Origin of the sequence: Citrobacter sp. MGH100, from assembly GCF_001034465.1 — a bacterium.
In the GTDB taxonomy this organism is placed as follows: Bacteria; Pseudomonadota; Gammaproteobacteria; order Enterobacterales; family Enterobacteriaceae; genus Citrobacter; species Citrobacter youngae.
Genome location: NZ_KQ089803.1, coordinates 104,565 through 127,599, shown reverse-complemented (window position 1 = coordinate 127,599; position 23,035 = coordinate 104,565). Strand labels below are relative to the sequence as shown.

The following is a 23,035-nucleotide window of genomic DNA, read 5'->3' as shown; positions in this document are numbered from 1 at the left end:
GTGGGTCACTTAACCCCCTTAATCGCCAGCCAGCCTCTCCGGTTTCTGCCCGTACCGTGGGTCACTTAACCCCCTTAATCGCCAGCCAGCATCTCCGGGTTCTGCCCGACCCGTGGGTTACTTAACCCCCTTAATCGCCAGTCAGTCTCTCCGGGTTCTGCCCGCCCCGTGGATTACTTAACCCCCTTAATCGCCAGAAGAGAAAGATGATGTGTCATTGAACTGCATTTCGAGATCGCAAAATGAAGAAAAAACAAAATAGAATGTTAGCGTCTCAATCTGATTGCCGTTACAATTATACGCATAGAGCGTCATTTTACGAATTATACGTAAAGTATACGCATATGCGTTTAAATTCATAATTCAGGTTTGAGGGTATGACGAGAATGAATCTAATAGATAAAATTGCCCTTGTCGGGCAACGCATGAAGTCCGAACAAATTTCATTGAAAGAATCGTTACTGGCTTCTTCCCGGGTATCTGTATCAGATGACAGTGTGGAGGGGGTAGATCGCCTTATCTATAACCACTGCCTGAATAAAAAAAATCTCTCCGACTTCTTTGGAAAATCTCGAGTTACCTTCAATAAAATTCTCGCTGATCTCGAAGAAAAAAGGCTGGTGGGTCAACCTATTTATCAGAACAAAAACCACCTTTATACCCGCTGGGATGTCCAGAATATTATGGATGCCCTGGGTTATCCGCGCTATAGAGATTACTACCAGAGCCGAACAATCATTGTTCAGAATCATAAAGGTGGGACAGGAAAAAGCACGACCTCAGTGGCTCTGGCTGTAGCAGCAGCACTTGATCTCCAGTTGAATGCCAGAGTTTTAGTAATTGAATGGGATCCGCAAGGCTCTATTGGTAGCGGTATGATTCAAAGCGTATCTGAAGACGACGTATTCCTGACTGCAATCGACGCAATCCTGGGCGTGTATGAAGAAGGTTCTGAATATAAAAAATACCTCGACATGGGTTACTCTGAGGCTGAAATCATTGAGAATATGCCGTTCTCAACCCATCTGCCAAATCTTGATGTAATTACTGCGTTCCCAACCGATGCGAGATTCAAAGATAAATACTGGCAGTGCAGTAAAGAAGAGCGCACTCAGTTGTTGCTACGATTCAAAGAAGTGATAATGCCAGTCCTGAAAGCTAAGTATGACCTTATTATCTTCGATACCCCTCCAGAAGACTCGCCAATTATCTGGGCCGCTGATGAGGCCGCTGACGGTATTCTTGTCGCAGTTTCTCCGCGAGAATACGACTATGCATCCACAACTGATTTTATGCTGACGATCAGTGAGCGATTCCGTCAGTCTCCCAATAAAGGTGAAAATATTAAATGGTTTAAAGTACTGGCCGTTAACGTCGATGATAAAAGCCCATACGAAAAAATAGTCCTCGATAAGTTAATTCGAACCGTTCAAGACCTGTTTATGGCAACCAATATCAAAAACTCTGAAGCATTCAAAGCAGCTGCGTCACGGGGTAGGTCGGTTCTCGATATTAAGAAATCTGAAGAGTTATGTTCACCAAAGCAGCTGGATATTGCCGAAGAATCCGTAATGTCCGTATATCAACAGTTTATTAATGAGATAAAGAGTTTTTCAGCGAAGGAAGGAGTTAACGCATGAGTGATGAACAGCATATCGGAAACGATAAATCGCGTTATCTAAATACGCCAAAGCGAACCGATGTAGGCCACCGTTCCGGGTTAGCTAACCTTAAGAGTCCCCCTCGCATTAAGAAACTCTTTACCCTTCATAACGGGCGAAAACTTGAAGCTGAGCACGTCACTGTAGCAGCTGAAAATGTCGCTACTGAGACCGCCGTTCACCCAATGAACCCGCGAAATCAGGAAGCGCTTACCACAAACGCAGTACGAGATATCCTGCAACAAATTGAGTCAAGGGGTGTTGATACTGAAGGTGTTGCCGTTAAACGTGATGGCGTGTACCTGCTTATTGAAGGTAGCCGCAGACGTTTTTGCTGTATTGCGGCTCAAAAAGATCTGCCTTTATGGGTGCTACCAGATGATCTATCAGCTGAGGACATCAAGGCGATTATTACCGCTGCACAAACATCACGCCGATTCTCATACCGAGAGGTTGGGCTTCAGTATCTGGAACTAATGCAGGAAAAAGGATTCACCAAAAATGAAGAGCTTGCCCTCTTTCTTGGCATAAGCCATGTGTCAGTCTTTAAACGTATTCAGGCGGCGCGTATTGACGGTTCGTTGATAGCTCTGTTCCCGGATTATGAAGGTATACCAAACTCCTTCTACAGCCGGTTGTCCAAACTTCAGAAATACGTAGAGAGCAACCTTTTCATTCTTGCAGATGTAGTTGATAGGGTGAAAGAAGAAATTGCTAATCTGGACATCAGTGACATCCCGGAAGCGCAGAAAATTGTCATGGCGCAGATCACAAAGGCGGTTGAATTACTCGATCAAAAGCCACCTGCAAAAAGTTGGGAAACCCGTGATCTGGCTAATTTTGCTAATAAGGACAAATACGCCCGTATCAGCAAAAATGCATCGGGCCGTAAAGTTCGCTTTGAATTTAACCGAATGAGTACCGAGCTCATGGCAGAAATTGAAGCATTTATTACGGATAAACTGAGTAGCGAAAAATAACAATTCGCCATTGCTTGATTATCGAAACTGCACCTCCTGGTGCAGTTTTTTTTTGGCCGCAAACCTATTCGTCAGGAGGAGACACCGGTTGATAATAGGAAAAAAACAGCTCATGAGGTGGCTATGCTTTCGGAAAAAATTGTAACCCTGTTTTCAAATGACGCATTAAAGCGTTTCACGATTCTTGAGGCTTACGCCGAGCTAAAACGTCAGGGTACTTTTAGCGTTTTCCTTTCGTTCATCGATCCTCGTACTGATTGTCTCGTAGAGGGTAACTTTCAATTCTACCCGAACCCCGTTAAGACCTACTCAAACATGGGAGTATGCTATCTCACTGAACATCTTGGGCTAACGTTAAAAATCCCAAGCTCTATGGAATGGTGGGCTACACATGAAAAGTCAACATTTCATAACCAAGACATCACCTATCTGAAGGAGGGTGAATACGTAAAGGCAACCATTAAACTGGAAATAGGCTCGCGGATCAGAGTTCCTAATGCGTTCGAAGTTGCCCCTTCCATGTGAACTTAAGGCATATCAAAGTAAATTACTGACGAGGACGGCTATGGCACTCACGATAAAAACAGAAACACTAAAAGCTACCACAAGCCCAACATTTGAGGCTTTACGTAATCGTTATAGCCACCGTAGTTCTGACGATGAGATTGCCGTCGATCCGCTATGTTTATCTCGGGATGATCTGAATGAACTTTTACAGGCATGTCGTGGTGATGGAGAGTCAAAAAATCGACGAGCTCTTGAATCGATCATCACTGCACTGGAAGGTGATTTCGATAAGCCTGTGAGCAGTTTTCCGGCATTCGGTCGTGTGTTACTACAGTATCTGAAGTCAAATCGAATTGATGGCTGGATATACCGACGCGGTCATGACGGCAACCTGTACCCCGGTCTTGTTACAGCAATAAAAGAAGTAAAATCAGAAAAAAACTCTGACCGTCCCCCATCACTATTGTTACAAATCAGCTGGTATGGGTTCGGCGAATATTCGCACTCCAAAAAGGTTTACGGAACCCAGCTTACCGCCCTGAATTTCGAGCCTAATGAGGTGGCGCGGCGCAGTGTCGCTAAGACACTGGCCGACCGTGATATCTACCATGAAACGCATGAGCTGAAACAAGAGTACCTGGAACAACTAACGCGGTTTAAGGAAGTGGTCGACGGGCAATTTGGCAATCAGTTTAAAGCAACCGGCAGGGCTGTCAGAATGGAATCGTATAGCTACAGCGACCGGAATCTGGAAATAGCAGGGCATAAACTGATACACGATTTGCCTGATAGTGAGTGCGATGCCTACGGTGCAGAAGTGGAGTCGCCTCTTTTTGAAGATGACCAGTTTGGCCTTTTACCCGAAATTCCTGTGCAGCGTTATTTTGATCTCTCGCTGCAAGACTTTATCTGGATACATGCCAATAACGTAGAACCATACAAGTATGATAAAGAACTGCCAAAAAAGATGGTTTTGCCGGAAGACCACCGTGATTTACTCGATATACTGACCACGGATATCAGCGCTTTCACCAGCGATATTGTTGAAGGGAAAAGCGCGGGTAACATCATCATGTGCGTGGGCTCACCCGGACTTGGGAAGACATTAACTGCTGAAGTGTATGCAGAGGTCATTGAACGGCCCCTGTACTCAATTCATGCTGGCGCACTGGGAACCAACGCCGATGACATTGAGAAAAATCTGCGGACGATTCTGACCCGGGCTAAACGCTGGAACTGTGTCCTGCTTCTGGACGAAGCCGATGTGTTTGTCATGCAGCGTGGAGCATCACTGACTCAAAATGCCATCGTTGCGGAGTTCCTCCGTACACTGGAGTATTTCGATGGGTTGATGTTCATGACAAGCAACCGGGGTAGTGACATCGATGAGGCTATCATACCAAGATGCGCTGCAATCATTCACTATGATGTGCCGGAGAAATCAGATGCCCAAAAGATCTGGAAGATTATGGGTGAGAACTTTGGCGTGAACATTCCTGATGAACTGGTCAGATCACTTGTAAACACTTACCCAGAACTTCCACCACGTGACATCAAGATGTTGCTACGGCTCACGTTGCGAATGAGCGTGAAAGAGCAGGGGAGTGGTAGCATCCCGACACTGGATATTGTGCGGAAATGCGCGATGTTTCGTGGGATAGAACGAAAGGGAAAAGAAAAAGCCCTGTGATAACGATGCCGGGTTCGCCCGGCATACAACCTGCTGGCCCAGCCCAAAGCAATCCGAGTTCTTCAGCAAAAGCAGCAGCGTGTCGGAAATAACTGTGTTATAACAATTCAGGTGATCATGATGAGAAGTTGATAACAATGTTTAAGCTAAGTCCCATAAGAAAAAAAACAAACAAGCTGCATAAACTCCTTAATAACGGCTATCGTTTCGTAATCATGCATGAAGATGAAATTATTGAACCCTTCCGCTACGAAATAGAAGCCAGACGAAAACTATTCTTTGGCAGAAAACTCCTTTCTATTTCCGACCTCATCGACTCAATAAACGATAGTGTAAAAACCCAAGCAAAACGCGCCCCTTAACTATTCGTCACCTGAATAACTCCAGCTATGATAAACATTATTATCAAGCTTAAAGGTGATACTTATGAAACCGTTTGGGATTTTCTATTCAGTAGAAGGCTGCACTTGTTCACTGTGCCGCTCGCGTGGCTATCGTAAAAACAATGCATACGATAGATCTCTTCGTGTAAGCAAACACCGCGCCCGTCAGCAGGCCAAGCGTGAAATCCGCTCCGCCGTATTCAGCATCGACAATTAAGAAAGGTTGATGATAAATAAGAAGAATAACGAGGATAACAAATGACTGATGAAAACCAAATAAAGGTGCTGTTTTGCATTCTGCGTCGTCGATTCGTGGATTATGTCCCTGAGTGGCTTTGTTGAATAAATCGAACTTTTGCTGAGTTGAAGGATCAGATCACGTATCTTCCCGACAACGCAGACCGTTCCGTGGCAAAGCAAAAGTTCAAAATCACCAACTGGCCCACCTACAATAAAGCCCTCATCAACCGTGGCTCCATAACTTTCTGGCTGGATGATGAAGCTATTCAGGCCTGGTATGAGTCAGCAACACCTTCTTCACGAGGCAGACCTCAGCGCTATTCTGACCTTGCCATCACGACTGTGCTGGTCATTAAACGCGTATTCAGGCTGACCCTGCGGGCTGCGCAGGGCTTTATTGATTCCATTTTTTCTCTGATGAACGTTCCGCTACGCTGCCCGGATTACAGCTGTGTCAGCAGGCGGGCAAAGTCGGTTAATGTCAGTTTCAAAACGCCCACCCGGGGTGAAATCGCACACCTGGTAATTGATTCCACCGGGCTGAAGGTCTTCGGTGAAGGCGAGTGGAAAGTCAAAAAGCATGGCCAGGAACGCCGCCGTATCTGGCGTAAGCTGCATCTCGCCGTTGACAGTAAAACACATGAAATCATCTGCGCTGACCTGTCGCTGAACAACGTTACGGACTCAGAGGCCTTCCCCGGGTTAATCCGGCAAACCCACCGGAAAATCAGGTCAGCCGCCGCCGATGGCGCTTACGATACCCGGCTATGTCACGATGAACTGCGGCGTAAGAAAATCAGCGCGCTTATCCCTCCCCGAAAAGGTGCGGGTTACTGGCCCGGTGAATATGCAGACCGTAACCGTGCAGTGGCTAATCAGCGAATGACCGGGAGTAATGCGCGGTGGAAATGGACAACAGATTACAATCGTCGCTCGATAGCGGAAACGGCGATGTACCGGGTAAAACAGCTGTTCGGGGGTTCACTGACGCTGCGTGACTACGATGGTCAGGTTGCGGAGGCTATGGCCCTGGTACGAGCGCTGAACAAAATGACGAAAGCAGGTATGCCTGAAAGCGTGCGTATTGCCTGAAAACACAACCCGCTACGGGGGAGACTTACCCGAAATCTGATTTATTCAACAAAGCCTCCCTGAGTTTGAAAACTGTGTAGAAGAACGGGAAGTCATCAATGAAACGCCGAAGGGTTACCGTATGTCCGTCTCCTACGGCACATCAGTTTACCTGCACGCGGATTATGAGTTTTTCGAATCACGTCAGGCAGCGTATCAATGGTGCGCCCGCCGTGTGACCGCTAGCATTGAGAAGATGAAACAAAAAATGCAGGCGGCAGAAGCAACAAAAATAAAACTGATAGAAGCATCCGGGAACTGTGGCGAATAAGATGACACCACGTCAAATTATCCTCTCACATATTACAGCTGAGAAAGCACTCCCACGAGGAACGCTGATCTGGTTATTCTACGAGAATGCCGATGATTTAATCAGCCTGAATGAAGTGGGCGATAATCTTGAAAGGTGGCATCAACGAGTTGGGTCGCCTGAAGAAATTCAGGTGATACTGGATATGCCTGATGACGATTCAGAAGTCTGGCTATTCAGCCCAACAAAATTATTCTCCCCACGGGTAAAAACCCCCGTTCTGACAGCCAGAGATAGGGCAGTTGCTCGCTATGGCGTTTCTCGCGTTATGACGGCGGAGAAAGTTGTTTTTCTGTATTCAGGGTATCTTCTGCACCTCTATAGACAGGCATATGGTTTCACCGGCCCTGCGCCTGAAGTTCGGGTCAACTGGAGTGCCAAACATTCATGGGGCGGCAGGAGCTCAATCACTATTTCACCATCGTCCATTTATCCTGACAGTGATACACCGCGCTATCGCTACCATGAGTACGCACATATAGAGCAGCGTAAGGACATCGGAGCATTTTATTCAATCAATCAACTGGATCATATCAAAGGCGTAGTGGCACATGAGCTTGCGCACTTTTGCCAGCGCCACACTGGAAAAGATAATTTTAAATTTGGTTTTCCGGTACTCCCTGAAAAAAATTTCAGAACGGCTCATGGTGATGGGTGGCAGTTCTTGTATGCATTTTTCAGAACAGAATTAAATAAAAGAATTCAGCGATAACCCAAAAAAAGGCATAACCAATGTACCTTCTTTCCATTTTATTATTTACATTTGTTTATCTGTTATCCTTTAATTCTGTTATAGAGGAAAATAGAGACCGCTATTCCATACAGACTTTTGCAATAGTGATGATCACGATATTCCTGATATCAATGCCAGTAACAACAACTTTTGTGTCGTTGATGCTTGAAGAAAACCAGAGAGAGCATCGTGATTTGATTTCCTTCCTGCAAATCAATTCCGTTTGGTTCGCAGGAGCCGGGGGGCTGGTGGCTATCTTCTTGTCAGCCCTGACAATGGTTCGCCTGAAGCAAAAACGTATCCGTCACAAAACATCGAACCTTAACCTCATCGTTGTGGGCCTTTTCGCGGGCGTAGTCTCTTTTGCCAGCGCGTATAAGCATCTAGCTTTCTTCAGTGGGGATGATGCGGGAGTGTTTTTATATGAGGCTATACCAGCCATCGATGACATCGACTGTAACGCGCCAATACTCCTGGTGAAATGGGAACCTGACTCAAAGAAGCCAACTGCATGGCGATGCCCTACGGGCGTTGCATTCAATATCAATAGTCCTACTCCATTCCTACCTTGGGGTTCATATGAGGAAGGGGAGAGTTCAAAACTAAATGAAGTGATGACAATTTTGATGAAAAATGCGGTCAAAATCGAAAAACGTCGCCATCTTGATGTCATCATTACGAGCTAAGGCCTTGTAATCACTGGATTACAGGGCTTTTTTATGTACCCGAAAAAAAAGAGACATTTTGTCCCCAAATACGCTTCGTCACCTGTTTGGTGTGTGTTTAACTGGATTTACAGCAAGCAACGAACCTCGCGACACAATAACTAAAGCGGAGAAACACCATGAACACCGACGTTAAAGCTATCTTCGAACAAAGCCGTACCCTGGAAAATCTGGAAGGCGCTGCGGTACTGATGCGCAGCTTAGACAAAGCGCCATCATCACTCCGAGCACTGAGCGATTTCGTAACCAAAGCGCGTAAAAGCGGCAATACGGAACAGTTCGAAGAAGCCGATATCGGGCGTAACAACGTCTTTGCGGTGAGCCCGTACTGGTTGTTTGTGGAAGAGGGACTGAACCTCCGCGACGTAAATTATGACCGTGCGGTAATGTTCAAACACGCTTATCTGGAACGTCCTCAGTCAGTGCCTGTCATCCGCGTTAAACCAGTAGTAGTGGAAGGCGTAACCCGCCTGAAAATCATTGATGGCCACCACCGTTTTGCTGGCCTGATGATGGCGATTGCTGAGGGCGCGAGCTTCCAGAAAATCACCGTCGAGGAATTTGAAGGCGGCAAGGACGAAGAAGTCTACAACATGATCGAGAGCGCCAACTCCCTTCAGTTGAAGATGGTGGAACGCGCTGAAGGCTTCAAGCGCCTGATTGGCTGGGGTCACACCATTGAGTCGATTGCTCAGCGTCTGGGTGTCTCTCTGGTCACCGTTCGCCGCAGTATCGTGCTGGCAAACGCTGACTTCAGCATCAAGATGCTGGTGAAAGAAGATAAGGTATCTGGTGACGTTGCCGTTGACGTTATTAACGAATGTCAGGGTACTGACCGCGACCCGTATGAAGTCCTGATGGAATCCCTGAAAAAGGCAGAAGGAGCTGGGAAAACCCGCGTCACTGCCAAATTCGTGAGTTCCAAGAAAAAGACTGGCCTGAAACCGAAAGTTATCCGTAAAACCTTCGACAGCCTGTTGCCAACCCTGAGCCAGCTGCGCGACCAGATCCCGCCGCAGCCGGAAGGTGAGCATGAAAATCAGATCGAAATTACGGAAACCGTGCCGGAAGAAGTCGTCTTACGCCTGACTCCTGAAATGGCCCGTACCCTGATGGCTACCCTGGCTGAACTGGAATCAGCAAAACAGGCAGAAGATGCTGAAGCTAATGGTGACAACGACGGTGATAGTGCTGAAAACAACGGCGGTGCTGACGATGCGACTGATGCCGATACCGATGGCGCTAACCAGCAGAATGGTGAAACTGAAGAGACTCAGCTGCACCCGGTGTACTAACCTCCCAGCAGGTCTTTAACAGACCTGCATAAAATTCCTTTTCATTCTGATGGGCCGGATAAACCGGCTCATATTTTTGCACATATAAATGGCCGCATTTTGCTGCCTTAAATTTTTCGATGATAGACAGGAGCGCATTAAAATATCAGGGTTATAGACTTTTTTGGCTTTGTTGAATAAATCAGATTTCGGGTAAGTCTCCCCCGTAGCGGGTTGTGTTTTCAGGCAATACGCACGCTTTCAGGCATACCTGCTTTCGTCATTTTGTTCAGCGCTCGTACCAGGGCCATAGCCTCCGCAACCTGACCATCGTAGTCACGCAGCGTCAGTGAACCCCCGAACAGCTGTTTTACCCGGTACATCGCCGTTTCCGCTATCGAGCGACGATTGTAATCTGTTGTCCATTTCCACCGCGCATTACTCCCGGTCATTCGCTGATTAGCCACTGCACGGTTACGGTCTGCATATTCACCGGGCCAGTAACCCGCACCTTTTCGGGGAGGGATAAGCGCGCTGATTTTCTTACGCCGCAGTTCATCGTGACATAGCCGGGTATCGTAAGCGCCATCGGCGGCGGCTGACCTGATTTTCCGGTGGGTTTGCCGGATTAACCCGGGGAAGGCCTCTGAGTCCGTAACGTTGTTCAGCGACAGGTCAGCGCAGATGATTTCATGTGTTTTACTGTCAACGGCGAGATGCAGCTTACGCCAGATACGGCGGCGTTCCTGGCCATGCTTTTTGACTTTCCACTCGCCTTCACCGAAGACCTTCAGCCCGGTGGAATCAATTACCAGGTGTGCGATTTCACCCCGGGTGGGCGTTTTGAAACTGACATTAACCGACTTTGCCCGCCTGCTGACACAGCTGTAATCCGGGCAGCGTAGCGGAACGTTCATCAGAGAAAAAATGGAATCAATAAAGCCCTGCGCAGCCCGCAGGGTCAGCCTGAATACGCGTTTAATGACCAGCACAGTCGTGATGGCAAGGTCAGAATAGCGCTGAGGTCTGCCTCGTGAAGAAGGTGTTGCTGACTCATACCAGGCCTGAATAGCTTCATCATCCAGCCAGAAAGTTATGGAGCCACGGTTGATGAGGGCTTTATTGTAGGTGGGCCAGTTGGTGATTTTGAACTTTTGCTTTGCCACGGAACGGTCTGCGTTGTCGGGAAGATACGTGATCTGATCCTTCAACTCAGCAAAAGTTCGATTTATTCAACAAAGCCCAATGTGCAGAACTCATGCGGCGCGGGCAGGTATATGCTAACGCTTCCCGGAAATGCTGCCCCGGTAATCTTTCCCCCCAACTAATTGGGCTTGAAGGTTGTCGTGTTAGAGTCACTACCGATGACGGTGAGGAACGCTGTTTCTGGGTTGCAAAAACGACCGGATGGATGCCGGGTCACCTCGAAGTTCCACGCTCGAATACGGCTTATGGCCACCCTGCACAAGCGCATTACAAGTCAGTTCAGACTATTCGATAAGTCACCGGTGCTCCGATTTCGACATGATGCATACCAACCAGACTCACTACTGTTGTCATCGACAAGAATGACAACAGTAGTGAGTATCTATGGCTTATCCTCGGAAAACAGCCCATTATTCATGCCTCCCTCTTCCGGTATGGCATAGCTCACATGGCTTCAGATAAAAATCAAACCGATAAACTCGCCCGCGATATTAAAGACAAGGTTCTCGCCAGGCCTGCTGGCTCATCAGGAGAACCAGTGGAGTACCGGAGTGTCCATGAATTTATGACACTAACCCGCACGGGAACCCCTGCTGATGCCCGCCAGTTCCGGCTGGCTGTTAAAGCTAAGGGAATAGCTATCTGGCCTGATGATGACCCACGCGTAGGGCAGCAATTTGCACGTGACGGCATTCGCTGGGAAGTTCGTCTGAAGACCTTCCGGCCTGAGAGTCAGGATTCATTTGACGATGACCTGGATGAGAAAGTCTCACCAAAACGCTTTGGATATCGCCGGTACGGTGCGATGTCCCGTCCTGATCAGAAGAAATTCAGCGACAGGGTATACTTCAACTGCATGGAGCGGTGTGTCGTCACCGGTGTGAAGACAAAATGCAGGGGAGAAGCAGCACATCTGATTGAGCATCATAAAGCGGGCTCTGACCACTGGAGTAATGGCCTGTGGCTTCGGGCAGACATACATCGGTTATACGACAACGGCCTGTGTGTGATTAATCCCAGCACCCTGACAATCCATTTCCACCCCACTATCCTGGCTAAGGATGACGATCTCATCGCGTATGAAGCTCGGCCAATATTACCGACAAGAAAACCTGTAAACCCTGCCTGGTTAAAATCCCGGTGGGATGAACTTACCTGGCCGAAGTAAGCATCGTGTCTGACAACGGTAGTGAGGCCTAATCATTACCGTTGTCGTAGCAAACGGGCTTCAATGCTTGGCTCATTATCGTTGTCACCAGTCTGGTCAGCTCATAACTATTGCCATCGGCACTGAGATGCCGTCCTGCGCATCGAACTCACATCCATTGTCACTCGATTTTTGAATCTGCCGGGAGTGTAACCAGTGACAATGGTAATGATCACCTTCACATAATTAACGAACCGTTACTACTGGTAAGAGGGTGCATGGTCGACAACGGTAATGACAATTAAGGAAAGTACCTTTCTGTAATGACAACGGTAGTGACTTAATGGTTAACCCTTGTCTGGTTACCGGCAATCAAGTACAGGAACTATGACAATGGTAGTGAGTCATTACCATTGTTATGGCTCATCATACTATCCCTATATACAGCAAGTAGACGGCGTTGCTCACTACCATCGTCATTGGTTGCATGGGTAGCAGAATGTTAGATGACAACAGTAGTGATTCTGGTGCTTCACCATCCGCCTGGTGACAACGGTAATGAGTGATCGAGATCACTATCGTTGTCGCAGCGTTCGGTATGGCTACAACCGGCAAGTTGTGCCTCGACAATGGTTGTGATCCCGCACTCACTTGATTCGTCATCGCCGGAACGACCCCACTGAAATGTACTTGGAAACGATGACAATGGTAGAGACTTGAAAAAATCACATCCATTGTCATTGACCAATCAGGTTAGCTACGACAGCGGTTGGACTCATTTCCATTGTCACCGACAGGCCATGTATTCATACAACGACAACGGCAGGGAGTGACGCGGTCACTACCACGGTCATTCATCCCGCCCCTCAAGTACGAGCAGACAGTACGGCGAGTGAATCCTTACCATAGCTACCTGAAAGGCCTGATTAACCTGGAATGCATATGACAACGGTAATGACCAACAGAACTCATTTCCGTTGTCATTGTGCTGGTGGAGCAGTAAGAACTTGGTCTGAATCATGAATGACAACGGTAGTGAGTATTCTTAGTCAATACAGTGGTCATTCAAATGCGCCGGGAGCAAATGACAGCGGTAGTGAGTCAAATCACTCATTACCGTTGTCATTGTGTCATGGGAATCAGCGATAAATCCGTACTGACGATGCCGACAATGGTAGTGAGCGGTATGAGGTCTTCTCCGAGAAGCTGCTCTGGAGAGTTGTCGATGATGACAACAGCAGTGAGCTGCCAAGACTCATTGCCGATGTCATGGTGTCATGGGTATCAGCGATTTGTCTGTACCGGCGATTCCGACAATGGTAGTGAGCGGTGTAAGACCTTCCCTGAGAAGCTGGTCTGGAGAGATGTCGATGATGACAACAGTAGTGAGCTATCTAGTCTCATTACCATTGTCATGAGTGGTCACCCCGCAATGACAACAGTAGTGACCGCGTCACTCAATACCGTTGTCATTAAGCTAAACAGGATTCTCTGACGATGTGCAGGGAGGGAGGGTTCCAGGCCGTCATCTGACAGCCCGGAGGGAATGCTAGCTGGCGGGATTGTTCTTTTTCTGGCTTCTAAGGCTGCGAATGTAGTGAAGTTCTTCAGCTGTTAAGTCATGGATGGTTAACGTTTCATCCCCATCAATGGGCTCATCTGGTGGGCACAATTCACCTTCCAGTGGCTCACCATTATTTTTACCCGACGTGCCATTGTTCTCCTCATCAGCATCACCCTCGCCATCACCATCAGGTGGTGGTTGGATATTGTTCAGATTCAAATCAGGATCGCGTTTGTGGATCTGGAAATAAACCTTCCCATCTTTTTTTACTTCGGTGTACTGAAGGTAACCAATGGATGCCAGCTCCTCCAATGCCTTACGTACTGTGGCGTTCTGGCTGTTGGCACGGGTCTTAAGATTTAATCGGTTCTTAAGTCTCGTTAAGGAGATCGGGATTGGATTTGGTGGAAGTGACTCAATGAACGTGTAAAGCGCCTGTGCGCTCTCTTTTTTCGCCAGTTCCTTGATAGCCTTCAGCTGCATCAAAACCTTGTGGTCGTACTGATACAACTCGAATATCTTAGGGTCTATCTGTAGCTCTACCTGATCAGAGTCCGGGTCAAGCAAGGCAGACTGCACCAGGTGCGTCGTATACACCTTTGACGAGTGGGTGCTGGTGAAGGACAACATCACGGATGCCAGCCTGCGTAACGACGCGTCGATACGCTTACGGGATGCGGTAGAGGAACGATAATTTTCAGGGTTACAGAGCTTCAGAAACTCAGTAAATTTGAGGCTGATCTTATCGTTATCAATCGGATGGTTAGCTAGCGTTCGGATGATTCCCATCCACGTTTTGAAGTCAACAGACATATCGAGGCGCTGACCCACGATCGAGATATTGGTGAAACCCTCGCTCTCCATCAAAGAAAGTGTCTGTAGTTCTTTCGTGGCATCAAAGCCAACAGTTTTGTATTCACGACTCTGACGGCCAACGCTTTTTGGTGATGGCACAAACAACCCAAGGCGCATGAGCGCGATAGACTGAACCGTCCTGCTGCTATTAGGACGTAAAATAATTTCTTTACCTGTCTCTCTCTCTGTTACAGAGAAAGCCCTGGTAACCATCTGGCCTTGCTGCTCAGAATCTTTCTCATTGGTCATAGTGGTTTATCGACTGTATTAATCAACAGATTATTGAATACTATCGCCCAAAGCCCTCAGTGTCACTTAAGGGATCTCTGCGACGATCTCAGATTGTGCATAAGTCCAGGCTAAAAAAACGCCACGACTAAATATAAAACTCTGAAATTCACATAAAAACAAATACATACGTAGTTTATCAACAAAGGAGCAATTCCGGTGAAAAAGATCCTTTAAAAAATCACTACCATTGTCGCCGCAATCACTACCGTTGTCAAAAAACTCACTACTACCGTTAAAAAACTCACTACCAATGTCAAAATAATCACTACCGTTGTCACCGATTGGCTTCCAGGCCTTGTGCCGTCTGGCTTCCGAGCTGCGGGGATCTCTTGTGATCTATGGGAACTCGTAAGGTACTAATTATTGGAACTACCTTGTGGAAAATGGGGATAAATTCTCTCTTCGAGTTAAATCAACATCGAATAGCTAAATTGTCGAAAATATGTACGGGCATGAAAGGAAAATGCGTATAGAAAACAGTGGATAAGATTTTAATAATTTTGTTTCATCATACAGGTGATAGATGGTATCTATATGAATTATAATAGAAATATACTCAAAACTCTTTAAGAGTTATACCTTCAGATCACACAATAAAACTCACTACCATTGTCACAAATACTCACTACTAACGTCGAAATAGTCACTACCAATGTCATTTTAATCATTACCAATGTCAAAAAAGTCATTACCATTGTCATAAAATGCCCTTGAGCCCAGTAACCATGCGGCTTGCAGCGTACAGGGATCTCTTTTGTACTCCGTTGCACCTTTGGGATCTCTTTATTGGAACTGTCCTGTGGAAAAGTATCTTTTTTGCCTTCGTCAGCTACTGACTCGGTGCTTTACTGATTGTGTAAACAAAACGATAAGAGGCACTCACATGTACGCAACTGCAAAAGAAATTATCGCAAAGCTGCAAAAAATGAACCCTGACGAAAAGGTGCTAGTCCGTGTCTGGTACAAGTCTGATGTTCAGGAGTTAGCAATAGACCGAAACATGCCGCAGGTTTCAGCTAGCGAAGCTGAGTCGACCTTAGCGTTGATAGACCGAACTCACGATGGTGATATCGGTATCAACTGGGATGTTGTTCAGAGTGGTATTGAGACAGTTCGTAGTGGCCAAATTTAAGCAACCGAGTAACAAGGACGTGACTCAACTAATCCACATATCCACCGGGTAGATCAACAGATCGATCCAGATTAAGACCAAATAGAACCAAAAAGATCCCCGCTCCCGCAAACCCGCAGCTGGTAAGCTCTGAAGACCTGCCCCGGTGGGGTTGAGAGGGAAAAAAGTGAGCTCTGAAGGGCTGTCGGTGGGGTTAGCCTGGTAGCTGGTGGTGTTCAAAGGGAATAACGGTGGGATTGGAAGGGGAAAGGAACTTAATTATCAACATCTGCTGTGCTAATGAAAACATCAAATAAAAACATAATCATACGTAACAAATCTCAAAAATAGGTGATCGGTATTCATTTTTTGTCCACACTGGCAGCAGATCAAAAATTTGATGTCAACGACATTTATCCGATTCATCTCTGAAATAACGTATTGATTTAGTACAAATAAAAACCAATACCCGATAAATGGGGACTAAATGACCCCTATTTCTCATGATCAATAAAAATCACCGTGATACATTCGCCCGGACTGGGCATTCCAAGATACCCGGAAAATAACAATAAAACTGGGGGATCCACACGATGAACTCGAATGAAGTTCTTCTTTTCAAGGACGCTATTCCCGACTTCAATCAGCCGTCGACTGGAAAGCTGACGGTGACAAAAAATTCATCAGTACAACCTGTATCACTGCTCCGCCTGGGCGTTTTTACTCCCAGTTGCCGAACAGAGGCAACGGTCACGCTAAACGTGACGGAAGCGCTATCCAGTCTGGAAATTGCAAAACAGGAAGGGTACACGGACATAAAGATCACCGGCCCGATGCTGAATTATTTCCAGGACTTCCGGTGCTGGACAGCAATCGTCCATTCCTTCAGCGTATCGCCTGATGCGCTGAAAGGTAACCGGATTAAAATGCCCTTTAGTGAATTTGCCAAACTCTGCGGCTACCCATCAAAACGCTACAGCACGAAACTGCGCAATGAGATAGCCGATTCGTTGACGAAGATTCGCTCAAAAAGCATTCGGTTTGAGAAGAACCCGGGGATCACCAAGTTCAAAGTAGCCGGGTTGCTGAAAGAGGCGGAATTTGATGGTGAAAGTGATTACATCATCCTGGAAGCCGACGAACGACTCTGGGATTTGTACCGTTCAGATCATCTTACTCTGTTGCGGAAGAAACCCCTGGAGCTACTTACCAGGAATGAAACGGCTCAGGCGCTCTATACATTTTTTGAAGCGCTACCTCAACATCCAGCCCCGATCACCTTTGACAGACTTCGACAGCGTTTACTGCTCAATGGGCGCATTGCCGAACAGAACCGGAAAATGCGAACTGCTCTCGATGTGCTTGCCAGCATCGGTTACCTGAAATTTTACTACCTGGTGGACACCAGCGTACCCACCATTCAGATCACGGATCGGAATCCCAAACTAACAGGTTCCTGATGTTTGAAACGTCTTTTTGCCCGGTTCCGGGAATGTGCTGTCTCATTCCCACCGGTCAAAAACACTAAGTTGACGTTTCCCTCTCAAACCCACCCGTGATTTTGTAGTCGCTAAAGGATAAATAGTCCCATTTACATCTGAAAAGCTGATGGGGCGCGTCAGGCCTCTATTGAATACAACTTGTATTACCATGAAAAATAAAGAAAATAACACTCCTCTTTATAATTACTGCTGTTCGCCTAATCCCAAAAAGATACTTTTTTAATCTGCACAGTTTTTATCGCCGGTGGGAACGAGAGGGAAGGGGAAAATATACCCGGTGGGATTGAGAGGGAAGGCCTGTAGAAAACAACCCGACAATCTTTTGTCGGCTGGAATGACCAGGGTAAATTAAGTTCTGGAGGATAGTTATGACTTCGACATTTGGTAAGCAGCTGAAGCTTTATGCAGACCGGCAAACGGGCGCAAAACGTACTGCTCTTGATTTTCAATATGTGGTTTCGCCTGGTAAGGATGCGTTTCCCACGGTGAACATCACTATGGCTCCGATTGCTGATGGCGCAAAAGAAGCCCAATGGGAGCTTAAGCGCGTCATCCAGCTGAATCGCTATGAATTAACTCAATGTTGCGCGGTATTGTTCGGGCTGGAAAAGGAGATGAGGGCAAACTTTCACGGAACCGATAAAAACAAAGGTTTTACGCTCATCAACAATGGTGCATCCGGCTGCGGGATAAACTTTTCTCATGGTGGGGATATGCTGACGCATATGTTGAACCATGCCCAAAGAATGGAAGTAGGGGCATTTATTCTGAAACGGCAGGCGGATGCGTGGGATATGAGTGTCAGTGACGTTCTTGCACTTTTGCGTCAGTCCGTGGCCATCAAACGGGCATAAGATCACGAAGCAGGTTCAAGAACAGGCTTACCGTACAACAATTTTCAAATCCAAACTGACCCTACTTAACTTCAACTGGAAGGCGCTATGACAGAACATCAGCAGAATAGAAATGTTTGTGAAGTCGGGTTAGCCTGTGAAGCCATGACGATTGATCCCAAAACCATTCAGTCAGCAGTAATGCGTAAAGAAGCCACGCAAGTTGTTATTCCTCACTTTAAGGGGGTTTGTCCTGCTTTTGTCGAATGGGCTGAACAATGCTTACCTGGCGATAAACTTCCTCGTGGGAAATTTTTTAGGTCACGAGAATGGATGCGTCAGTTCACCACTTGCCAGATAAACTACAAGACAGATCATCCAGATGAAGGAAAGTATGGATGGCTTTTTGAAGGAACCAAATATTGAAAAGTTAAGGAGATATGATTAATGCTAATTTATGCCGCAGATCTGATTTTACCCTTAAAAATTCTGCTGGTGGTATTTGTCGTGACTATCATAGGCGCTACCATCGGGTTGAAATTTGTACGCTCCGAAAACAAGATCGTTTGCATGTGGCTCGTGCCAATAGGCTGTCTTGGGGGAATTTTTGCATTGATGATGTTTCCATCAATTACCACAAATGATTTGTTGCTCGGCAAGAGATGGTCGGAAGATTGTCGCGTGGTCGAAAAATACGAACGCCACGCTTTTGAAGCACCGACGAACCGGCTGATTTGTTCGGGGGTTGATGAGCATGTTAATTCAGAAAGTTATGCGGTATTAACGAAAGCTTACCGGGAGCGGGGGGGAGAACTTATTTCGGGATCCCATAGTGTTGAAAACTAGCCTTCAAATCTAATGCTACGGAGTTTGTTAGCGCCAATGATATAAGACGGTAATTCACCATTTGAATTGTCCGCTCCACCCAACATGTTGTTTCCTTGAGGTTCTCACACCAGAAAGGACATCGACATGCTGAGCAGAGAGGACTTTTACATGATAAAACAAATGCGCAAGCAGGGTGCGTACATTATCGATATTGCAACTCAGGTGGGTTGCTCTGAACGCACCGTCAGACGGTATCTTAAATACCCTGAGCCACCGGCCAGAAAGACGCGCCACAAAATGGCCAAACTGAAGCCGTTTATGGATTATATCGATACACGTCTGGCCGAAAATGTCTGGAATGGCGAGGTCATCCTCGCAGAAATCAAAGCGATGGGTTACACCGGTGGTCGCTCCATGCTGCGCTATTACATCCAGCCCAAACGCAAAATGCGTCCGTCGAAGAAAACGGTCCGCTTCGAAACCCAGCCCGCTTACCAGTTGCAGCACGACTGGGGCGAAGTTGAGGTGGAGGTCGCCGGGCAGCGATGCAAAGTTAACTTCGCGGTTAATACGCTGGGGTTCTCCCGTCGCTTCCATGTCTTCGCCGCGCCAAAGCAGGATGCGGAACACACCTATGAGTCGCTGGTTCGCACCTTCCGCTACTTTGGTGGCAGTGTGAAAACCGTGCTGGTTGATAACCAGAAAGCGGCGGTGCTGAAAAATAACAACGGGAAAGTGGTGTTCAACTCCGGGTTCCTGTTGCTGGCCGACCACTATGACTTCCTGCCGCGTGCCTGTCGTCCGCGCAGGGCCAGAACCAAAGGTAAGGTGGAGCGGATGGTGAAATATCTCAAGGAGAACTTCTTCGTCCGCTATCGCAGGTTCGACAGCTTCGCTCATGTTAACCAGCAACTGGAGCAATGGATGGCTGATGTGGCTGACAAACGGGAGCTTCGCCAGTTCAGACAGACCCCGGAACAGCGCTTCGCGCTCGAGCAGGAACATCTGCAGCCGTTGCCTGATACGGACTTCGATACCAGCTACTTCGACATCCGCCATGTCTCCTGGGACAGCTATATCGAGGTTGGCGGCAATCGCTACAGCGTTCCCGAAACGCTGTGTGGCCAGCCGGTCTCGATACGCATATCGCTGGATGATGAGTTGCGGATCTACAGTAATGAGCAGCAGGTGGCATCACACCGGCTCTGTTCAGCATCATCTGGCTGGCAAACGGTGCCGGAACATCATGCCCCGCTCTGGCAGCAGGTCAGCATGGTGGAGCATCGTCCACTGAGTGCGTATGAGGAGCTGCTGTGATGCATGAACTTGAAGCGCTGCTGAGTCGCCTGAAAATGGAGCACCTGAGTTATCACGTGGAAAGTCTGCTGGAGCAGGCAGCTAAAAAAGAGCTGAACTATCGGGAGTTCCTGTACATGGCGCTGCAGCAGGAATGGAACGGCAGGCATCAGCGCGGTATGGAGTCCCGGCTGAAGCAGGCTCGTCTGCCGTGGGTCAAAACGCTGGAGCAGTTCGACTTCAGCTTCCAGCCAGGCATCGATCGTAAGGTCGTCAGGGAGCTGGCCGGTCTGGCGTTCGTGGAACGCAGTGAGAACGTGATCCTGCTGGGTCCTCCCGGAGTGGGGAAAACCCACCTGGCTGTAGCCCTCGGCGTGAAAGCGGCGGATGCAGGTCACAGGGTGTTGTTCATGCCACTCGACAGACTGGTAGCAACGCTGATGAAAGCGAAGCTGGAAAACCGGCTGGAGCGTCAGCTACAACAGCTGAGCTATGCGCGTGTGCTAATCCTGGACGAAATAGGCTACCTGCCGATGAACAGAGAGGAAGCCAGTCTGTTCTTCCGCCTGCTGAATCGCCGGTATGAAAAAGCGAGCATAATCCTGACATCAAACAAAGGCTTCGCAGACTGGGGAGAGATGTTCGGCGATAACGTGCTGGCAACGGCGATCCTGGATCGGCTGCTGCACCACTCAACCACAGTGAATATAAAAGGAGAAAGTTACCGGTTGAAGGAAAAACGCAAAGCCGGAGTGCTGGCTAAAAACGCAACGCCAATCAGTGATGATGAAATGGCGGAAAGCGGACAACAGAAGTGATCAAATAGCGGACATTAAAAATGGCGAAAAACGGCCATAAATCTTGGCGTTGACAAGTTTTCATGAATAATAATCACAATGTTTTTCCTTGCAATGAATTGGGTATGGGTGATTCCAAATCGGAATTGGAAAGACTCCTTGAATTATGTGAATCCACTCCGCAAACAGGCGAGCCTAACCCCCAGATAGCTAATATGCAAGCATTTTGGAATCGATAACTGGTGGCTCATCTCATATCACTGGCTTCAATTTTTGCTCTCATATTCTTAATGGCCGTAAATTTTCCACACTCAACGATGCAGAGATAAAACAGCTAACATCTCTTCGCAATGAGGGGCGAAAAGACGGTTTTGTGGTCAGAATTCAACCTGTTGATGTAACCCCTGAACTTCAGCTTGAAAGGTATCTTGCGTCAAGTTGGGAAAGCGAAATCGAGATTTATAAACGCGTACCGTCGATTGTCGTGATCTGTAAAATCTCAGGTCTGTCTGCATTGGCAGGCTCGGGGAACAAAATGTTTTTAAATATGGATTACTTAAGTTGCGGAACTGAAACTGATGATCAGGATTGCCAGGATTAAGTCACTGATTGGCGGTTGCAACGAGCTTTGGGTTTGTTAGACTGGCCTGACATACCTTCCCCCATCGCGGGGTGCGTTGTCGGAGTATCAAAATATTGTTTTCCCCTATGCGGGGTTTAATTAGTGAGTAGCGACTGCCCGGGTTAGCGCCTGACCCGTGTCAGACTTCTGAAGGATATTTTGATATTAACCGTCCAGCTGGACGGTTTTTTTTCGTCTGTTTTTAATTTGGATAGTGGTATGGGTAGAAAAAAACAATCAAACCGCAGTGTATCAGCGCCAGCTGTTGATGCTGAAAAAGAAATTATCGACCCGAGATGGAACATCTTTTTCTTTGCGGCAATTGACCGACCGTGGGTGCTTAACCCGCATCTTTTTTACGCTGAACAAGCGCAGGAACGTTTGCTGTCGCAGTTCAGTGATGTGGAGATCAGGAGTGAAGCGACAAAGAAAGGCGAGTCATTTATAGAGTCAGCTGGAGACTGGTTCAATCCTGATTACCACGACGAAAGTGACGTATACGAGAATATTGAACAGATTGAAGCTTGCCACTGGGTTGCGTTGCGGGAAATGAAGGTCACGGTCACGCTTTCCCTGACCGCTGGGATGTACCACCAGTTTGACAAGGCATTACGAGATCTGCTTATCCGGGAGGCCAGAAGCTGGCGGTGGCTCGACATGGTTGTGATATCAGATTTGATCTGGAACCTCAGTTTTCCGAGGCTTATGGATTTGATGGAATGGCTGGGTATTGAAGTACGAAACATGCCATGTTTCCCGTTAATCAGTGCATGTCATCAGGTTGTCAACGTTTATAAACATGGAGATGGTGATGCCCACCAGAAACTGGTTAATGCTCACCCGGAGTACTACTCAGTATGGCAATGCGAAGGTTATCCGCAAGAGAGACCAGCTCGCCACGAAGAACTTGAAGTTTCCGAGGAACAGTTTAGAGAATTTGCCGAGGCGATAACGGTGTTCTGGAAGAGTCTGCCGGAAGGACTATCTTATTCGGGGATGGGAAAAGAGCCTAAGTGGTTTGGCAAGGCTTATGAAAAAGTGAAGTGCGACAAAGAAAAACGCGAGCGTAAAGCGGAAGAATAGTGGGGCACTCTAGCCCCACCGAAACAAAAGGAGAGTCAGACAGCCGGTGACGGTTGCCAGCCTGATTGAGTCTGGATCCATTTGCCTACGGAAATCATGTGAGCCTGTACATAAATTTGTGTAATTGCCTGATTTTGATATGTTCAATTCAACATCAAAGGCAGGTTACTTTATGGACGAAAAACAGTTGCAGGCTCGAGCCTGTACATAAATTTGTGTAATTGCCTGATTTTGATATGTTCAATTCAACATCAAAGGCAGGTTAC

The 23,035-nt window shown here is 47.3% G+C and carries 23 protein-coding genes; 21 read left to right on the top strand and 2 right to left on the bottom strand.

Features of this window, described 5'->3' with window-relative positions; translation table 11 throughout:
* Positions 1–386 precede the first annotated feature (386 nt).
* The 11 genes from SK32_RS20895 to SK32_RS20850 all read left to right on the top strand — a co-directional run bounded on the left by SK32_RS20895 (position 387) and on the right by SK32_RS20850 (position 9,655).
* Complete coding sequence (locus tag SK32_RS20895) at positions 387–1,640, top strand: ParA family protein (protein WP_007372312.1); 1,254 nt, start codon at positions 387–389, stop codon at positions 1,638–1,640.
* Positions 1,637–2,641: a ParB family protein gene (locus tag SK32_RS20890; protein ID WP_007372313.1), complete on the top strand. Its 1,005-nt coding sequence runs from the start codon at positions 1,637–1,639 to the stop codon at positions 2,639–2,641. The genes SK32_RS20895 and SK32_RS20890 overlap by 4 nt, the downstream gene beginning before the upstream one ends.
* Before the next feature lie 39 nt (positions 2,642–2,680).
* A complete protein-coding gene (locus tag SK32_RS20885) occupies positions 2,681–3,166 on the top strand; it encodes a hypothetical protein (protein WP_172745723.1) in 486 nt (161 codons plus the stop codon).
* Positions 3,167–3,206: 40 nt separating this feature from the next.
* The gene (locus SK32_RS20880) at positions 3,207–4,838 is read left to right on the top strand and encodes an AAA family ATPase (protein ID WP_008786582.1); all 1,632 of its coding nucleotides are present in this window, start codon (positions 3,207–3,209) and stop codon (positions 4,836–4,838) included.
* A 137-nt stretch (positions 4,839–4,975) separates the two neighbouring features.
* A complete protein-coding gene (locus tag SK32_RS20875; RefSeq protein WP_009653090.1) occupies positions 4,976–5,200 on the top strand; it encodes a hypothetical protein in 225 nt (74 codons plus the stop codon).
* Positions 5,201–5,264: 64 nt separating this feature from the next.
* Positions 5,265–5,438, top strand: coding sequence for a hypothetical protein (locus SK32_RS26285; protein ID WP_009653096.1), 174 nt, complete (start codon positions 5,265–5,267; stop codon positions 5,436–5,438).
* A 191-nt stretch (positions 5,439–5,629) separates the two neighbouring features.
* Positions 5,630–6,553 (top strand): IS5-like element IS903B family transposase, encoded by a 924-nt coding sequence (locus SK32_RS20870; protein WP_001118619.1) that lies wholly within the window; start codon positions 5,630–5,632, stop codon positions 6,551–6,553.
* Between the two features lie 121 nt (positions 6,554–6,674).
* Positions 6,675–6,863, top strand: a complete 189-nt coding sequence (locus tag SK32_RS20865) for a hypothetical protein (protein ID WP_231591597.1) — start codon at positions 6,675–6,677, stop codon at positions 6,861–6,863.
* 1 nt (position 6,864) lies between these two features.
* Positions 6,865–7,614 carry a hypothetical protein gene (locus SK32_RS20860; RefSeq protein WP_048213833.1) on the top strand — a complete coding sequence of 250 codons (750 nt, stop codon included), beginning with the start codon at positions 6,865–6,867 and terminating at the stop codon, positions 7,612–7,614.
* A gap of 20 nt (positions 7,615–7,634) precedes the next feature.
* Entirely contained in the window at positions 7,635–8,321 is a 687-nt protein-coding gene (locus tag SK32_RS24040; protein ID WP_016241554.1) for a hypothetical protein, read from the top strand.
* Positions 8,322–8,479: 158 nt separating this feature from the next.
* Positions 8,480–9,655, top strand: a complete 1,176-nt coding sequence (locus SK32_RS20850) for a ParB/RepB/Spo0J family partition protein (RefSeq protein WP_007372318.1) — start codon at positions 8,480–8,482, stop codon at positions 9,653–9,655.
* A gap of 221 nt (positions 9,656–9,876) precedes the next feature.
* Here the strand turns inward: SK32_RS20850 and SK32_RS20845 are convergent, their stop codons facing one another.
* On the bottom strand, positions 9,877–10,800 hold the full coding sequence (locus SK32_RS20845) for an IS5-like element IS903B family transposase (protein ID WP_001118619.1): 924 nt from the start codon (positions 10,798–10,800) through the stop codon (positions 9,877–9,879).
* A gap of 488 nt (positions 10,801–11,288) precedes the next feature.
* Here SK32_RS20845 and SK32_RS20840 point away from each other — a divergent pair, with 488 nt between their 5' ends.
* Entirely contained in the window at positions 11,289–12,008 is a 720-nt protein-coding gene (locus SK32_RS20840; RefSeq protein WP_007372337.1) for an HNH endonuclease signature motif containing protein, read from the top strand.
* Between the two features lie 1,528 nt (positions 12,009–13,536).
* Here SK32_RS20840 and SK32_RS20830 read toward each other — a convergent pair.
* Positions 13,537–14,655 (bottom strand): replication initiation protein, encoded by a 1,119-nt coding sequence (locus SK32_RS20830; RefSeq protein WP_016241547.1) that lies wholly within the window; start codon positions 14,653–14,655, stop codon positions 13,537–13,539.
* Between the two features lie 925 nt (positions 14,656–15,580).
* Between SK32_RS20830 and SK32_RS20825 the strand changes: the two genes are divergently transcribed.
* The 9 genes from SK32_RS20825 to SK32_RS20785 all read left to right on the top strand — a co-directional run bounded on the left by SK32_RS20825 (position 15,581) and on the right by SK32_RS20785 (position 22,769).
* Complete coding sequence (locus SK32_RS20825) at positions 15,581–15,829, top strand: hypothetical protein (RefSeq protein ID WP_016241546.1); 249 nt, start codon at positions 15,581–15,583, stop codon at positions 15,827–15,829.
* Positions 15,830–16,401: 572 nt separating this feature from the next.
* Entirely contained in the window at positions 16,402–17,268 is an 867-nt protein-coding gene (locus SK32_RS20820; RefSeq protein WP_008786567.1) for a RepB family plasmid replication initiator protein, read from the top strand.
* Positions 17,269–17,678: 410 nt separating this feature from the next.
* Positions 17,679–18,164, top strand: a complete 486-nt coding sequence (locus SK32_RS20815) for a hypothetical protein (RefSeq protein ID WP_007372340.1) — start codon at positions 17,679–17,681, stop codon at positions 18,162–18,164.
* An 87-nt stretch (positions 18,165–18,251) separates the two neighbouring features.
* Positions 18,252–18,569: a hypothetical protein gene (locus SK32_RS20810; RefSeq protein ID WP_009651680.1), complete on the top strand. Its 318-nt coding sequence runs from the start codon at positions 18,252–18,254 to the stop codon at positions 18,567–18,569.
* A 21-nt stretch (positions 18,570–18,590) separates the two neighbouring features.
* Positions 18,591–18,989: a hypothetical protein gene (locus tag SK32_RS20805; protein ID WP_016241545.1), complete on the top strand. Its 399-nt coding sequence runs from the start codon at positions 18,591–18,593 to the stop codon at positions 18,987–18,989.
* Positions 18,990–19,115: 126 nt separating this feature from the next.
* A complete protein-coding gene (istA, locus tag SK32_RS20800; protein ID WP_048213832.1) occupies positions 19,116–20,288 on the top strand; it encodes an IS21 family transposase in 1,173 nt (390 codons plus the stop codon).
* Positions 20,288–21,085 carry an IS21-like element helper ATPase IstB gene (gene istB, locus SK32_RS20795; protein ID WP_048213831.1) on the top strand — a complete coding sequence of 266 codons (798 nt, stop codon included), beginning with the start codon at positions 20,288–20,290 and terminating at the stop codon, positions 21,083–21,085. Before istA ends, istB begins: the two co-directional genes overlap by 1 nt.
* 205 nt (positions 21,086–21,290) lie before the next feature.
* Positions 21,291–21,665 carry a hypothetical protein gene (locus SK32_RS26520; protein WP_223226822.1) on the top strand — a complete coding sequence of 125 codons (375 nt, stop codon included), beginning with the start codon at positions 21,291–21,293 and terminating at the stop codon, positions 21,663–21,665.
* Positions 21,666–21,845: 180 nt separating this feature from the next.
* Positions 21,846–22,769 carry a hypothetical protein gene (locus SK32_RS20785; protein WP_007372342.1) on the top strand — a complete coding sequence of 308 codons (924 nt, stop codon included), beginning with the start codon at positions 21,846–21,848 and terminating at the stop codon, positions 22,767–22,769.
* Positions 22,770–23,035: the final 266 nt, after the last annotated feature.

Excerpts from the sequence above, each read along its gene's own strand:
- SK32_RS20895 (WP_007372312.1), top strand. The coding sequence starts at position 387 with ATGAATCTAATAGATAAAATTGCCCTTGTCGGGCAACGCATGAAGTCC.
- SK32_RS20890 (WP_007372313.1), top strand. The coding sequence starts at position 1,637 with ATGAGTGATGAACAGCATATCGGAAACGATAAATCGCGTTATCTAAAT.
- SK32_RS20880 (WP_008786582.1), top strand. The coding sequence starts at position 3,207 with ATGGCACTCACGATAAAAACAGAAACACTAAAAGCTACCACAAGCCCA.
- SK32_RS20875 (WP_009653090.1), top strand. The coding sequence starts at position 4,976 with ATGTTTAAGCTAAGTCCCATAAGAAAAAAAACAAACAAGCTGCATAAA.
- SK32_RS26285 (WP_009653096.1), top strand. The coding sequence starts at position 5,265 with ATGAAACCGTTTGGGATTTTCTATTCAGTAGAAGGCTGCACTTGTTCA.
- SK32_RS20865 (WP_231591597.1), top strand. The coding sequence starts at position 6,675 with ATGTCCGTCTCCTACGGCACATCAGTTTACCTGCACGCGGATTATGAG.
- SK32_RS20860 (WP_048213833.1), top strand. The coding sequence starts at position 6,865 with ATGACACCACGTCAAATTATCCTCTCACATATTACAGCTGAGAAAGCA.
- SK32_RS24040 (WP_016241554.1), top strand. The coding sequence starts at position 7,635 with ATGTACCTTCTTTCCATTTTATTATTTACATTTGTTTATCTGTTATCC.
- SK32_RS20850 (WP_007372318.1), top strand. The coding sequence starts at position 8,480 with ATGAACACCGACGTTAAAGCTATCTTCGAACAAAGCCGTACCCTGGAA.
- SK32_RS20840 (WP_007372337.1), top strand. The coding sequence starts at position 11,289 with ATGGCTTCAGATAAAAATCAAACCGATAAACTCGCCCGCGATATTAAA.
- SK32_RS20830 (WP_016241547.1), bottom strand. The coding sequence starts at position 14,655 with ATGACCAATGAGAAAGATTCTGAGCAGCAAGGCCAGATGGTTACCAGG.
- SK32_RS20825 (WP_016241546.1), top strand. The coding sequence starts at position 15,581 with ATGTACGCAACTGCAAAAGAAATTATCGCAAAGCTGCAAAAAATGAAC.
- SK32_RS20820 (WP_008786567.1), top strand. The coding sequence starts at position 16,402 with ATGAACTCGAATGAAGTTCTTCTTTTCAAGGACGCTATTCCCGACTTC.
- SK32_RS20815 (WP_007372340.1), top strand. The coding sequence starts at position 17,679 with ATGACTTCGACATTTGGTAAGCAGCTGAAGCTTTATGCAGACCGGCAA.
- SK32_RS20810 (WP_009651680.1), top strand. The coding sequence starts at position 18,252 with ATGACAGAACATCAGCAGAATAGAAATGTTTGTGAAGTCGGGTTAGCC.
- SK32_RS20805 (WP_016241545.1), top strand. The coding sequence starts at position 18,591 with ATGCTAATTTATGCCGCAGATCTGATTTTACCCTTAAAAATTCTGCTG.
- istA (WP_048213832.1), top strand. The coding sequence starts at position 19,116 with ATGCTGAGCAGAGAGGACTTTTACATGATAAAACAAATGCGCAAGCAG.
- istB (WP_048213831.1), top strand. The coding sequence starts at position 20,288 with ATGCATGAACTTGAAGCGCTGCTGAGTCGCCTGAAAATGGAGCACCTG.